The sequence below is a fragment of the Salinicola rhizosphaerae genome, assembly GCF_014652715.1.
GTDB lineage: Bacteria > Pseudomonadota > Gammaproteobacteria > Pseudomonadales > Halomonadaceae > Salinicola > Salinicola rhizosphaerae.
Genome location: NZ_BMZI01000004.1, coordinates 532,225 through 546,018 on the forward strand (window position 1 = coordinate 532,225; position 13,794 = coordinate 546,018).

The window sequence follows — 13,794 nt, forward strand, 5'->3', positions numbered from 1 at the left end:
TCAGGGTGCAAGGAAAGGCTGAATGAATCGACGAGCGAGATAACCGGGGCGGCTTACCACCCCCAGGCGAGTTTGCCGACAGAAGGGGGCTTGGCGATTGGCCGTCGGGGATGGCGCATAAAAAAAGACCCGCGCCATGACATGGGGTCGCGATGGCGTCGGGTCGGGCGCAGCACTTCCTGTCGAGGGTGCCTTTGCCAAGCGTGGTATGCGAGAAAGTGGCTCTCGAGAAAAGCCACCGGACCAGTGTCTACCATTCGTCTAACATTAGGAATAACTAAAGCGCAGCCTTTTGTAACTGACCTATCTCCATCACCTTGCCGGTCCCCGGCCGGGTCGTGCTCCGGTCGTATGTTTCGAGGGGCTATCTAGAAGGGCTGTTTCGAAGAGTTGCCTTGAAAAGCTGCTTTGAAAAAGCTTCCTCGAAGAGCCGTCTTGAAGAACTTTCAGCCGAAAGGTCTTCCATCAATGGTAAATCTGCCGCCGGCAAATCCATCACGGCCCGAAGTCGGTGACTGCGCTCTAGCGCGCGAGACGCTCCCGTAGCCTGGAAGACGCGACGCTACGGCTGGCGAGGTCGTCCCTGCGGCGCGAGTGGTTGGGAGAGCGCCTGCTGGATCGCTTCTTCCCGTGGAACGCCTTTATCGACCAAGGCCCTGATGCGGCTCTTGAGTGTGCCTACCGGCATGCCCGCGGCGTCGGCCAGGCTGGCGAGACTACCTGGCTGTCGCCGGTTACGCCGGGTCAGCGGGTCGCTGCTCATCTCGTGTTTCATCAATCGCATGACGGATGCTTCCTGCTCCATTCGAGAGACTGTTTTGCCGCCGGCGGCGGCGCTTTTTATCTCTTATCGACGGCAAATGAAAAATCTTTCATTGGTAATCAACGGTAGCGATCCATCATGAACATCCCCGAATGTCGCGGTTAGCGAAGTACGGAGCTTTCGCTATTTCTTTCTTTCCTCCCCACGGACCCCAGTCGTCGACCCGCGAGCACTCAGCTGTCGGCGTCCAGTAGCTGGCCCAAACCCGCTTCGTTCAGGGCCGGGCGACAGGCGTTTCTCGCTTCCGGTGGCAGAGAGAACTGGCGTAACTCGTCGTGCAGGGCCCAGAGGAGGTCCTGCTCGACCAGCGAGCGTGCCTGGTGAGGATGCATGTTCAGCTTGCGCATGGCTTGCCAGCGGGCGCTGTCCAGCCCTTCGAGCGGCAACCAGCGCGAGGCGAGGCTCATGCGTAGAGACTCGGCGTAGCAGCGCAGCAGAAAGTAGGCGAAAGCGTCTGTCAGCGCTTCCTGATGGCGGCCGCCGTCATCTCCGGCCGATGGCACGCCGTGACGCGCGCCGGCGCCTTGGGTCGCTGTCTGCCATAGCGCATCGTAATCGAAGGCGTTCTCGGTGTTCATGTTGCGATCTCCTGTCGCTTCGGTGAAGGCTTTTTCTGGCTATCGGCCGAGCTCGCCAAGGACTGCAGTCCTGTCCTGAAATTCCCGGTCAATCTAACCGGTGTTATATAACTGGCCTCGCTAACATGCTGTCATTCCTGAAAAATTTTAAACAAGGCAGGAATGCATGGGTCAGCAGGAAAGCTGTATCGCTCAACATTTCAGTCACTACGGCAGGCTGTCCGAAAACGAACGTCGCCAGCTCGATGCGCTGGAGGCGCCAGCCACCGTCGTGACCAAAGGGCAGGTGCTCTGGCACGAGGGAGATGCAGCGCGGAATTTCTGCACGTTGGGGCTGGGATGGGCTTACTCATTCCGTTATCTGGCGGATGGGACGCGGCATATTCTGGAGACGTTCCTGCCCGGCGACGTGATCGGCCTGCGCGAGTTTCCGTTTCAGGAACGACTATCGAGCGTGGCGATGTTGGAGGACGCCGAGATTCGGTTGGTCGAGCATCGTCGACTGGTGGATATCTTCCGCGATTCCCCCCGGCTGACGTCGCTCTGCTTCGCGGTGTCGTCCTATCAGCAGGCGCTGCTGAGCGAGCGCCTGGTGCATCTGTCGCGGCGCAGCGCGCGCCAGCGGGTGGCGTATCTGCTGTTCGAGTTCTATTCGCGGCTCAAGCGCAACGATGGGGCCCTGGGCGACTGCTTCCGCGTGCCGCTCTCTCAGCAGCAGCTGGCAGATGCATTGGGTCTTTCGCCGGTGCATGTCAGCCGCACGTTGACGGCGTTTCGTCGCGAGGGGCTGGTCAAACGCTCACGAGGCTGGGTGCACATCCTCGATCCGCAGGCGTTGGCCGATGAAGGCTGCGTGACCGGCTACCTGCACGAAAGTGTTCTGCTGGTCGACTGATGGGGCGGTTTGAGGAGTGAGCGCCGGCGGTTGGGCGAAAGATGGGCTGGAGACGTCGAAGCGCGAGGTGTATCGGCCAGGTACACAAAATCCGCTCCTGCGAGAGCGCAGAAGCGGACGGAGACGAGCTGTCGGCGCCGGTATCAGTTGGCGGCGCGGCGGGAAACGCGGCTGAGCGCGCTGGTCATTTCGATGGCCATCGTCAGATCGGCCAGTTCGCGCGGCGAGAATGCCGTCAGCGCCAGCTTGCGCGTGGCGGGGTTGGCAGGGCGGAAGTGCGTGAATGACTCGCACCATGCCAGCGCGGCTTTCTCGCGGTCATCGAAATGATCCGACTCGGCCCAGGCGGCGAGCGCTGCCAGTTTCTCGGCAGAGATCCCCATGGCTTCGGCCTGTTCCTGCCGGAAGTGCGTGCACGTCAGGCAGCCGTTGATCTGCGAGGCGCGTAGCTCGGCCAGGCAGCGAATGGACGGATCCAGTGAACAGGCGTGCAGCGATCTCGCGGATTTGTCGACGTTCTTGACGTCGATCGTTTGCCATTTCTCGGCGCTCATCTCGGTCTCCTGATGTCAGGTCTTCACCCGATTAAACGACTATCGTTCTCAACTGTCTACAGCTTCGATTGGAAAGTTTAATCACGGTTTAATAGTGAAACTATGGTTCGCTTTCGCCAGCGCGAAGAAAGCCCCGCGATGGCGGGGCGATATCGAGAGCGGGGCGGGTGGATCACCGCCGTCCGAGGAGCAGGCCAACCACGGCACCGGCCAACGTTGCTGCGCCAATGGCTGACCAGGATTTCTCGCGCACGTAGCGGTCACACTCGGTCATCGAGCGGCTGGCCGAACTGCGCGCCTGCCGGTTCCGGCGACGGGCCTCGGCGGCCATGCGTGCGTACTGCTCTTCGCTCTTCAATCGGGCGGATTCGATGGCATCTTCGGCATCGTCGCGCAGGTCGCGTCCCAGCGCTTCCCCCTGTTCGCCGATGTCGTGAATGTCGTCACGGATGCGCTCGGTGCGCGCCTTGCGTTCGTCTCGGTTGAATAGGCTCATGGTTCACCTCCCTGATGTTGATAAGCCTCATGGCTCTGACAGCGTAGTCGGTGTGAAGTGCCATCGCGATTCGCTTTGCCGGGAGTCAGAGGCCATCATGGCGATCTTCGTGAGTGTCGGGCGCAATTCGAGAGGAAGTCGTGGTGTCGTTACAGCTCTGGTGTTCGCTGCTTCTGGTCTGCGCGCTGGGCGCCATCTCGCCGGGACCGAGCCTTGCCATGGTCATGCGCCATACGCTCGGCAGCGGTCGTGCCTGCGGTGTGGCCGCTGCACTGGCTCATGCGGTCGGCGTCGGTCTATATGCGGGTTTGACCGTCGTCGGGCTGGCGGCCGTCATCGTTCACCAGCCCTGGCTCTACCGGCTGATCGCCTGGGGTGGCGCGCTCTACCTCGCGTGGCTGGGAATCCAGGCGCTGCGAGCGGGGGCCGCGCCGGCGTTCCCCGTGCAAGATCAGCAGGGCGATTGGCGCCGTGCCGTGCGCGATGGGCTGCTGGTCGCGCTGGGTAACCCCAAGCTGATCGTGTTCTTCGTGGCGTTGCTGAGTCAGTTCGTCGAGGCGGACATGGGGGCGGCGTCTCGCTGGTTGATCGTTGCTACTGCCGCGGTCGTCGATGGCGGCTGGTACCTGCTGGTGGCGATGGCGCTCTCGCAGTCCCACGTACTGCCCTGGTTACGGCACCGCGCGGTCTGGGTACACCGGTTGACGGGGGGCATCCTGATCGCGCTGGCGCTGCGGGTCGCGCTGGGTTGACGGCGCTCAGCGAAGACGTTTGAGGATGGCCTCGACCGGCGCCGTTGCCGGCAGGATGCCGAAGATCGCCGACGGCGCGCCGAGGCGCGTGGCGCAGAAGGTTTCCGCGACCACGCCGGGGGCGTGGCGAATCAGCAGCGACGCCTGCAGCATTTGCGCCATGCGCTGCGTCAGCCAGCGGGCGTCGGCCTCGCGCGGAGGTGACTCTGCCTGCAGGCTGCGTTCGAGCTCGTTCAGTGCGACATCGTAGGCGGGGTGCGCGCCGCGACAGAACGCCAGTTCGACCTGCAGCGCCTCGATGCTGGCGGGATGGCGGGCGAGAATACGCAGTACATCCAGGCAGATCACGTTGCCCGAGCCCTCCCAGATCGAATTGACCGGCGCCTCCCGATAGAGCCTGGCCAGTGGCGTTTCCTCGACGTAGCCGATGCCGCCCAGGCACTCCATGGCCTCGGCCATGAACGCGGGGGCGCGCTTGTTGTGCCAGAACTTCGCCAGTGCCGGAATCAGCCGAGCCAGCGCGGTTTCATGTGCGCTCTCGGCGGCATCATCCATGGCGCGGGCGCCGCGCAGGGCGAGCCAGAGGCTGGCTTCGGTCTCGATGGCGAGATCGGCGATCACGCGCTGCATCAGTGGCTGTTCGGCCAGAGTGTGGCCGAATGCCTCACGGTTCTCGACGTGGTGCCAGGCTTCGCGCAGCGCCTGGCGCATCATGCCGGCCGGTGCCATGCCGGCATCAAGACGCGTCTGCTGCACCATGTCGAGAATGGCGGCGATGCCGCGCCCGGGTTCACCGACCAGTTGAGCCCAGGCGCCGTCGTATTCGATCTCCGCGGAGGCGTTGGCGCGGTTGCCGCATTTTTCCTTGAGCCGCTGGATCTCGATGGCATTTCGCTCGTCGTCCGGCGTGAAGCGGGGCGCCAGAAAGCAGCTCAGTCCGTCGTCGGTCTGTGCGAGTGTCAGGAAAGCATCGGACATCGGTGCGCTGCAGAACCACTTGTGCCCCTTGAGGCGATACCAGCGGCCGCTGCCCGACGCATCGACCGGCGTCGCCCGTGTCGTGTTACGGCGAATGTCGCTGCCGCCCTGTTTCTCGGTCATCGCCATGCCGAAGGTATTGGTCCGTTTGCAGCGCGCGGGCACGGCGCGGGGGTCGTACTCGCGCCCCGTCAGGCGGGTGCGCCACGACTCGGCGCCGCTCAGGTGTCGCAGAACCGGCATCGCCGCATGCGTCATGGTAATCGGGCAGCAGAAGCCCGGCTCGGCCTGGGTCAGCAGATAGAGCCCGGCGAGATGCGCCTGGTGGCCGCCGTTGTGCTCCTGCTCCCAGGCAACCGCGTGCCAGCCGCCGGCGATCGCTTCGCGCATCAGCGAGTGATAGGCGGGGTGGTAGTCGACCTCGTCGAGGCGGCGTCCGTAGCGGTCGAAGGCCCGCAGTGTCGGCGGGTAGCGGTTGGCCTCTTCGCCCCATACCGCGACTTCCGGCCGGCCGAGCCGATCACCGAGCGTGGCGAGGCGTTCGCTGACCCAGGCCGGTGCCAGCTGACCGAGCGCGTCACGCAGCATCGCATCGGTGTGCCACAGATCGATGGAGCCGAGCGTCGCGGGCTGGTTTTCGATCGCGTGGGTGCGGAGCTGCTCGCGTGGTGTCCGGCAGAAAGACGATTGAGGGGTTGGCATGATGCATCTCCGCGACGGTGGGAGAACATTCGACGGATGTTGTCGAGCATAGCGCGTCGATGCCGCGGGGTGGAGAGACATTCGACCAACGCGGGAGTGGCATCGGGCAGGTGGCGTCGGATCGAAGGGCCGCGCGGTCGGCGCTGGTGGAGGGCGTGATACGCTGGGGCTCTTCATTCGATCGGAGCGCGTCATGAGCAGCATCGTCATTGCCGACGAGCAGGTCCAGCTCGTCGATGCTCGCAATCGGCCCTGCGGCAGTGCGGCGAGAGCGACCATGCGTCGGCTTGGCTGCTGGCATCGGGCCACCTATATCGTCGTGCGCAATGCCCGGGGCGAGATCTGCGTGCAGGAGCGCACCCTGATCAAGGAGACGCATCCTGGCTGGTTCGACCTCGCGGCGGGTGGCGTGGTCGGCGCTGGGGAAGCCTGGCTGCCGGCCGCGCGGCGAGAGCTCGAGGAGGAGCTCGGCATTCGCGGTGTGCCACTCGTTCCGGAGGGCGAGTTCCGCTTCGTCGAAGGAACGCTGCGAATTTTCGGGGCGCTGTTCTCGGTGACCTACGAGGGCGCATTGCGGCTGCAGCCGGAGGAGGTGGCCGCGGTGCGCTGGCTGTCGCCAGCCGAGGCGCTGGCGCTGCAGAAAGCGACGCCGGACTCGCGCCTGGCGCTCCAGTCGATTCTGCAAGAGCGCCACTGAGCGGCCTGCACGTTCGCCAGCGGTTGGGCGCATACCGTTGCGCAGCGCTCGACGGATGACGGGAGCCCGATGAATGAAGAGAGTGGCGGACTGGTGATGCCGGCGCTTGCGTGGCACTCTTGCAGCGCTGCCTGCACACTCGATGCTCGAGTTGCGATGATGGCCGGGCGGCGCTCATTCAGGACCCGGATCACCCGACGATGTCGCTATACACGCAAGACTGTCACACCCACCTGGGCGAACCCTTCAATCTCCGCGCACTACGAGGCCAGGTGCTGCTGATCGTCAACGTGGCGAGCCGCTGCGGGTTCACGCCGCAGCTGGAAGGCCTCGAGAAACTCTACGGCGAATATCGCGATCAGGGCTTTACCATCCTGGCCTTTCCCTGCAATCAGTTCGGGCGTCAATCGCCGGAATCTGCCGCGCACTTCGGCGCGTTCTGCGAGCAGCGCTATTCGGTGACTTTCCCGATGATGGAGAAAGTTCGGGTCAACGGTCGTGACGCTCATCCGCTCTTCGTGCATCTGCGCCGCCAGGCCCCGGGCGTGCTCGGCAGCACGCCGATCAAATGGAATTTCACCAAGTTTCTGGTCGGGCGCGATGGCCAGGTCATCCGGCGCTTCGGACCACGCGCGGTGCCGCGTTCGCTGAAGCGTTCGATCGAGCAGGCGCTGGACACGCCGTTTTCCGCCTGAGCGGATGCCGCGTTGCGCGGGCGAGTGCCTCAGCCCGGGGGGCGCTCGCCGCGAGAAACCATCAGGCGCATGATGAGCTGGTCGAAGCGGGGGCGGCTCATCATCGTCGTGAGCCCGCTGAACAGTGAGCAGACCGACTTGCGGACCGGCCCCAGGCGCCGGTTGTGATGAACCAGCCGCGTCAGCAGCACGGTCTCGTCGAACGCCCGCCACTCGCCGGCCATGGAGAGCTGATAGCGCGCCATCACCGGCGACATCTCCAGCCGGTAGATCCACTCCAGCTGCTTGAGCGTCAGCTCGCTTGCGTCGATTTCGCGAATCATCCTGGCGTAGTCCGCTTCCCGTGGTTCGCGCTCCAGCCATAGCGTGGAAAGGGCGAGCCACAGCGCGCCGCGGCGGGCGATCAGGGTTTCGATCTCTTGCTCGTGCATCGGGGTCCTGGCGCAACGCTGGTCTCGGTGGGGGCGTCCATCTTCGACCAGTGTCCCCCATGACACAAGTTCGCCACGCTTCCCGACCCTGTTAGAATGCGCCACATCACGGTCCCGGAGGTGCTTCCCGGGGCTTCCCGATTCGGTTAGAGAGACGAGGTTAGACGTGATCATCAAGCCCAAGGTTCGCGGTTTTATCTGCACCACCACGCACCCGGTCGGTTGCGAGCGCAACGTTCTGGAGCAGATCGAAACGACGCGCGCCAACCTGCGTGGCGGCGAATCTGGACCGCGAAACGTGCTAGTCATCGGTGCCTCCAGTGGCTACGGACTGGCCGCCCGCATCACCGCCGCATTCGGCTATGGCGCGGATACGCTCGGCGTGTTCTTCGAAAAGCCGGCCACCGAGAAGAAGCCGGGAACCGCTGGCTGGTACAACGCGGCGGCTTTCGACAAGTTCGCCAAGGCCGAGGGCCTCTACAGCAAGTCGATCAACGGCGATGCCTTCTCCGATGAAGTGCGCGAGAAGGCGATCGAGCTGATTCGCGAGGAGATGGGGCCGATCGATCTGGTCGTCTATTCCCTGGCGTCGCCGGTGCGTAAGATGCCGCAGACCGGTGAACTCAAGCGATCCAGCCTCAAGCCGATCGGCGAGACCTACACGGCGACCGCGATCGATACCAACAAGGACACCATTACCGAAGCCTCCGTCGAGCCTGCGACCGAGCAGGAAGTCGCCGACACCATCGACGTAATGGGCGGTCAGGATTGGGAACTGTGGATCGACGCGCTGGACAAGGCAGGCGTGCTGGCGCCGGGTGCGCGCTCGGTGGCCTTCAGCTACATCGGTACCGATATTACCTGGCCGATCTACTGGCACGGCGCGCTGGGCAAGGCGAAGGAAGATCTCGACCGCGCGGCGAGCGAGATCGACAAGCGTCTCGGCGCCAGCGGCGGAAGTGCCAACGTTGCCGTGCTCAAGTCAGTCGTGACCCAGGCCAGTGCGGCAATCCCGGTCATGCCGCTCTATATCTCCATGGTCTACAAGGTGATGAAGGCGCAGGGCGTTCACGAGGGCACCATCGAGCAGCTCAATCGTCTGTTCGCTGATCGTCTCTACTCGGGCGATGCCGCGGCGACGGACGAGGCCGGGCGCCTGCGTCTGGACGACTGGGAGCTGCGCGACGATATCCAGCAAGCGTGCAAGGACTTGTGGCCGCAGGTCACCAGCGACAATCTCTTCGCGCTGACGGACTACGCTGGCTACAAGCACGAGTTCCTGAAACTCTTCGGTTTCGAGCGTGACGACGTGGACTACGACGCCGACGTCGATCCGATGGTCGAGTTCGACGTCGTCCAGGTCTGATCGTCCGGCGTTGGGAAGGTCCACGCCATGAACGCTCAGGACGCCCCGCGTCAGGTGGGGTTCGTCATGCTGCCCGGCTTTTCGCTGCTGGCGCAGGCCTGTGCCATCGAACCGTTGACCGTCGCCAATGGGCTCGCCGATCGGCGTCTCTACACGGTCACCACGTTCGGGCTCGACGGCCGCGCCGTGCAGAGCGTCACGGAGCTCTCGCTGGCGCCGGAGAGCGTTGCCGGGAGCGATGCGCGGCGACTCGACATGCTGTTCGTCTGCGCGCCGACGCCGGCCTGGCCGGTTCGCCACGCCGATAGTGGCGAGGCGCTACTGCACTGGCTGCGCCGGCTGGCGGCACGCGGCATCACGTTGGGCGGCATCGCCGGTGGCACCTACTGGCTGGCGCGGGCCGGCGTCCTCGACGGCTATCGCGCCTGCATTCCGTATGCGAGTGCCGATGCCTTCATGCGCAGTTTCCCCGGCATTCATGCTTCCCATCACCTGTTCGAGATCGATCGCGACCGACTCACCTGCGGCGGCGGTACGGCGGCGATGGACATGATGATGACGCTGATCGGCCAGCAGCAGACGACCACGCTGGCTCAGCGTATCTCCGAGCACTTCGTGTGCGAGCGGATCCGCATGGGCGACGAGCCTCAGCAGGTGCCGCTGCGCGCTCGGCTCGGCCATGCGCCGCAGAGTCTCGTCGATGCGGTGTCGCTGATGGAGGCCAACATCGAGGAGCCGCTGACGACACATGAACTGTCGGCGCATCTCGGTATTTCCCGGCGCCAGCTGGAGCGACTGTTCAAGAAGCACCTGCAGGCGGTACCGAGCCGCTACTATCTCAATCTGCGCCTGCAGCGGGCACGCCGCCTGCTGCGCGAGAGCGATCAGCCCGTAGGGGATATTGCGCTGGCTCACGGCTTCTCGTCGGGAGCGCATTTTTCGACGGCGTACCGACACCATTTTGGTATCAGCCCGCGTGACGAGCGCTTGAGTCCGCCGGCTTGACCCGAACCGGAACGCTTGTCGGGGATCATTGACGCAGCGGGTCGTCATCAGGCTTCGCCATCAAGCGTCTTCACCAGCAACAGGACCACTGCATTGACCCGATCTCGGAAATTTCGCGTGCTCGAGGATCACTGGCTCGATGCGGCACGTCGCGTCATGTCGCCCAACGCCAACGCGCGTCCGGTGGGCGAGATCTCGGCGGTCGTGCTTCACGGTATCAGCCTGCCGCCAGGAAAATTCGGCACGGACGCCATCGAGCGCCTGTTTACCAATACCCTCGATCCGGCCGGGCATCCGTTCTTCGCCGAGATCGCGACGCTTCGTGTGTCGGCGCACCTGCTGATCCGGCGCGATGGCGAGGTCGTGCAGTTCGTGCCATTCGATCGGCGGGCCTGGCATGCGGGTCGCTCGGTCTGGCATGACGGGCAGTGTCGGCGAGAGGGGCTCAACGACTTCACCATCGGCATCGAACTGGAAGGGACCGACGAGACACCTTATCGCGCCTCGCAGTACGCGGCGCTGGCGGCGGTGCTGATCGCGTTGCGCGGTGCCTATCCGGCGATCACGCCGCCTCGTTTGACCGGACACGCCCATATCGCACCGCTGCGCAAGACGGACCCCGGGCCGGCGTTCGACTGGGCCTACCTGCACCGTCGTCTGACAGATTTCGTTTGAATGCTATCATTGAGGGGGCGTCGGACGGCTCCCGGAGCCGGTAGGCAAATTACCAGGACCGGCAGAGTCTGTTCTCGCTGCTGCAAACCCTTTCAAGCAATTGATGTTGCGGCATTTGAGCGCAGCCTCTAGCACATCCGACCTGTCTGTGAATTGGCACAAGACGGCGTTTGCGGTATCTTTCACGCCTGATTTTCCGCGTGTCGCACGCCCGCTGTAATCCGGTTACAGCTGATTGATCTCGGAAAGCGGCCCCAGAAGAGCCGCGCCCGCACCGAAGAGCGCATATCCCCAAGCCCCGCTGCGGCTACCCGCCATGGCCGGGTGAATGGCAAACCTTTTCCCATTCGGAGAGTTGTCTATGAGTCTGGAGACACGAGAAGATCTCGATCCGGTCGAAACCACGGAATGGTTGGATTCCCTGGCCTCGGTCGTCGAGCATGAGGGCGAAGAGCGCGCTCGGTACATTCTGAGTCGGCTGGCCGATCGTCTGCGTCGTGATGGCTCTTCACCGCCGTTTTCCGGCACCACGCCGCATCGCAATACGATCCCGGTTCATCGGGAAGCGAAGATCCCCGGCGACATGTTCCTCGAGCGCAAGATCCGTTCGGCGATTCGCTGGAACGCCATGGTGCAGGTGCTGCGCGCCAACAAGAAGCACAAGGGGCTTGGCGGACACATTGCCAGCTATCAGTCCAGCGCCACGCTATATGAAGTCGGTTTCAACCACTTCTTCCGCGCCGACGATGGCGATCACAAGGGCGACCTGCTCTATATTCAGGGCCACGTGACGCCTGGCATCTACGCGCGCTCCTTCCTGGAAGGACGGCTGAGCCAGGAGCAGATGGACAACTTCCGCCAGGAAGTCGATGGCGATTCGCTGCCGTCCTATCCGCACCCCTATCTGATGCCGGATTACTGGCAGTTCCCTACCGTTTCCATGGGGCTCGGGCCGATCCAGGCGATCTACCAGGCGCACGTGATGAAGTATCTCAACTCGCGTGAGCTCGAGGACATGAAGGACCGCAAGGTCTGGGCGTTCCTGGGCGACGGCGAGTGCGACGAGCCTGAGTCGCTGGGCGCGCTTCACCTGGCTAGCCGCGAAAACCTCGACAATCTGATCTTCGTCATCAACTGCAACCTGCAGCGTCTCGACGGCCCGGTCCGCGGCAATTCGCGGGTCATCGACGAGCTCGAAGGTGTCTTCCGCGGCGCCGGCTGGAACGTGATCAAGGTGGTCTGGGGCGGTCTGTGGGACCCGCTGTTCGAACAGGACACCAAGGGCATGCTGCAAAAGCGCATGGACGAGGCGGTCGACGGCGAATACCAGAACTACAAGGCGCAGGGCGGCAAGTACACCCGCGAGCAGTTCTTCGGCAAGTACGACGAGACGGCCGAGATGGTCAAGGGTTACTCCGACGAGGAGATCTTCCGTCTCAATCGCGGTGGACACGATCCGCAGAAGGTCTATGCGGCTTATCATGAAGCGGTCAACAACGCCAACGGGCGTCCCACCGTGGTGCTGGCGCACACCGTCAAGGGCTATGGCATGGGCGGCGGCAGCGGCGAAGCCGACATGGAAGCGCACCAGATCAAGTCGATGGAAACCGATGCGCTCAAGGCATTCCGCGACCGTTTCGGCATCCCGGTCTCCGACAAGCAGATCGAGAGCGGCGACATTCCCTACTACAAGCCGGAAGACGACAGCCCGGAGATGAAGTATCTGCATCTCCAGCGCGACAAGCTCGGTGGCTTCCTGCCGGCGCGCAAGTCCGACTTCGAGGCGATGGAGATTCCGGGGCTCGACGACAAGATGTTCGCCACGCAGCTCAAGGGCTCCGGCGACCGTGAAGTCTCGACCACGATGTCCTTCGTGCGCGTGCTCAATGGCCTGGTCAAGCACAAGCAGCTCGGGTCGCGCGTGGTGCCGATCATCCCCGATGAAGCCCGCACCTTCGGCATGGAAGGCATGTTCCGTCAGCTCGGTATCTACGCTTCCGGCGGCCAGAAGTACGAGCCGATGGATGCCGGCCAGATCATGTACTACCGCGAGGATCAGAAAGGCCAGATCCTCGAGGAAGGCATTACCGAAGCCGGGTCGATGTCCGCCTGGATTGCCGCGGCGACGGCGTATGCCAACCACCACCTGCCGCTGATCCCGTTCTACATCTACTACTCGATGTTCGGCTACCAGCGCATCGGCGATCTGGTCTGGGCAGCGGGTGACCTCCAGGCGCGCGGGTTCATGGTCGGCGGTACTGCCGGGCGTACCACGATCAATGGCGAAGGCCTGCAGCACCAGGATGGCCACAGCCACATCCTGATGTCGACCGTGCCGACCTGCCGCGCCTACGATCCGTGCTATGGGCATGAGCTAGCGGTGATTCTGCAGGATGGTCTGAAGCGGATGTTCCAGGACAAGGAAAACTGCTTCTATTATCTGACGGTGATGAACGAGAACTACGGCCACCCCGAAATGCCGGAAGGCAGCGAGGAAGGCATCGTTCGCGGCATGTATCGTCTCAAGGAAGGCAAGGCTGCCGGCAAGAAGAAACAGCCACGCGTTCAGCTCATGGGCAGCGGCACCATTCTGCGCGAAGTCGAGGCTGCGGCCGAGATGCTGGCCGAGGAACATGGCGTCGTCGCCGACGTCTGGAGCGTGACCAGCTTCAACGAACTGCGTCGCGAAGCGCTCGAGTACGATCGTCAGCAGTTCCTCGACTATGACGAGAAGCGCGAGAAGCCCTGGGTCACTCAGCAGCTCGAGGGCACCGAAGGGCCGGTCGTCGCATCGACCGACTACATGAAGCTCTATGCCGACCAGATCCGTGCCTGGGTCCCGGGTGAGTTCCACGTCCTCGGCACGGACGGCTTCGGGCGTTCCGATACCCGCGCGCAGCTGCGCAAGTTCTTCGAGGTCGACCGTTATTACGTGACCATCCAGGCGCTACGTGCCCTCGCCACCCGTGGCGAGATCGACGCCAAGGTCGTCAGCGATGCCATGAAGAAGTACGGCATCGATCCGTCCAAGCCCAGCCCGCTGGTGTCTTGAGCCGGCCCGCTGATGCGAACGGAAACGTCACGGCGCCGCTGCCCAGGGCGGTGGCCACGGCCAGATGCGCCGACTTGCCCGGGCGGCAAGTCGGC

14 protein-coding genes are annotated in these 13,794 nt (G+C 63.7%); 8 read left to right on the forward strand and 6 right to left on the reverse strand.

What is annotated here, in order from left to right:
- Nucleotides 1-562: 562 nt before the first annotated feature.
- Nucleotides 563-784: a hypothetical protein gene (locus IE125_RS11230; RefSeq protein ID WP_189444737.1), complete on the reverse strand. Its 222-nt coding sequence runs from the start codon at nt 782-784 to the stop codon at nt 563-565.
- 212 nt (nt 785-996) lie between these two features.
- Nucleotides 997-1,401, reverse strand: a complete 405-nt coding sequence (locus IE125_RS11235; protein WP_189444738.1) for a hypothetical protein — start codon at nt 1,399-1,401, stop codon at nt 997-999.
- A 166-nt stretch (nt 1,402-1,567) separates the two neighbouring features.
- Between IE125_RS11235 and IE125_RS11240 the strand changes: the two genes are divergently transcribed.
- Nucleotides 1,568-2,296, forward strand: a complete 729-nt coding sequence (locus IE125_RS11240) for a Crp/Fnr family transcriptional regulator (RefSeq protein WP_189444739.1) — start codon at nt 1,568-1,570, stop codon at nt 2,294-2,296.
- 143 nt (nt 2,297-2,439) lie between these two features.
- On the opposite strand, the gene IE125_RS11245 is transcribed toward IE125_RS11240, so the two are convergent.
- Together IE125_RS11245 and IE125_RS11250 are read right to left on the reverse strand one after the other, a co-directional pair.
- Complete coding sequence (locus IE125_RS11245) at nt 2,440-2,850, reverse strand: carboxymuconolactone decarboxylase family protein (protein ID WP_189444740.1); 411 nt, start codon at nt 2,848-2,850, stop codon at nt 2,440-2,442.
- 172 nt (nt 2,851-3,022) lie between these two features.
- On the reverse strand, nt 3,023-3,346 hold the full coding sequence (locus tag IE125_RS11250; RefSeq protein WP_189444741.1) for an ElaB/YgaM/YqjD family protein: 324 nt from the start codon (nt 3,344-3,346) through the stop codon (nt 3,023-3,025).
- A gap of 143 nt (nt 3,347-3,489) precedes the next feature.
- On the opposite strand from IE125_RS11250, the gene IE125_RS11255 reads away from it, so the two are divergent.
- Entirely contained in the window at nt 3,490-4,098 is a 609-nt protein-coding gene (locus IE125_RS11255) for a LysE family translocator (RefSeq protein ID WP_189444742.1), read from the forward strand.
- 6 nt (nt 4,099-4,104) lie between these two features.
- Here IE125_RS11255 and IE125_RS11260 read toward each other — a convergent pair whose 3' ends face one another.
- Nucleotides 4,105-5,778 (reverse strand): acyl-CoA dehydrogenase family protein, encoded by a 1,674-nt coding sequence (locus IE125_RS11260; RefSeq protein WP_189444743.1) that lies wholly within the window; start codon nt 5,776-5,778, stop codon nt 4,105-4,107.
- A 193-nt stretch (nt 5,779-5,971) separates the two neighbouring features.
- Between IE125_RS11260 and yfcD the strand changes: the two genes are divergently transcribed.
- Both yfcD and IE125_RS11270 read left to right on the forward strand, forming a co-directional pair.
- Complete coding sequence (gene yfcD / locus IE125_RS11265; protein ID WP_189444744.1) at nt 5,972-6,475, forward strand: NUDIX hydrolase YfcD; 504 nt, start codon at nt 5,972-5,974, stop codon at nt 6,473-6,475.
- Nucleotides 6,476-6,675: 200 nt separating this feature from the next.
- Nucleotides 6,676-7,170 (forward strand): glutathione peroxidase, encoded by a 495-nt coding sequence (locus IE125_RS11270; RefSeq protein ID WP_189444745.1) that lies wholly within the window; start codon nt 6,676-6,678, stop codon nt 7,168-7,170.
- A gap of 29 nt (nt 7,171-7,199) precedes the next feature.
- Here the strand turns inward: IE125_RS11270 and IE125_RS11275 are convergent, their stop codons facing one another.
- A complete protein-coding gene (locus IE125_RS11275) occupies nt 7,200-7,601 on the reverse strand; it encodes a DUF7079 family protein (RefSeq protein WP_189444746.1) in 402 nt (133 codons plus the stop codon).
- Nucleotides 7,602-7,767: 166 nt separating this feature from the next.
- On the opposite strand from IE125_RS11275, the gene fabV reads away from it, so the two are divergent.
- The 4 genes from fabV (at nt 7,768) to aceE (ending at nt 13,699) form a co-directional block, all read left to right on the forward strand.
- Nucleotides 7,768-8,967: an enoyl-ACP reductase FabV gene (gene fabV / locus IE125_RS11280; protein ID WP_189444747.1), complete on the forward strand. Its 1,200-nt coding sequence runs from the start codon at nt 7,768-7,770 to the stop codon at nt 8,965-8,967.
- Nucleotides 8,968-8,994: 27 nt separating this feature from the next.
- Nucleotides 8,995-9,972, forward strand: coding sequence for a GlxA family transcriptional regulator (locus IE125_RS11285; RefSeq protein WP_189444748.1), 978 nt, complete (start codon nt 8,995-8,997; stop codon nt 9,970-9,972).
- Between the two features lie 93 nt (nt 9,973-10,065).
- Nucleotides 10,066-10,647, forward strand: a complete 582-nt coding sequence (gene ampD, locus IE125_RS11290) for a 1,6-anhydro-N-acetylmuramyl-L-alanine amidase AmpD (protein WP_268249102.1) — start codon at nt 10,066-10,068, stop codon at nt 10,645-10,647.
- Between the two features lie 361 nt (nt 10,648-11,008).
- The gene (aceE, locus tag IE125_RS11295) at nt 11,009-13,699 is read left to right on the forward strand and encodes a pyruvate dehydrogenase (acetyl-transferring), homodimeric type (protein ID WP_189444749.1); all 2,691 of its coding nucleotides are present in this window, start codon (nt 11,009-11,011) and stop codon (nt 13,697-13,699) included.
- The last annotated feature ends 95 nt before the right edge of the window (nt 13,700-13,794 follow it).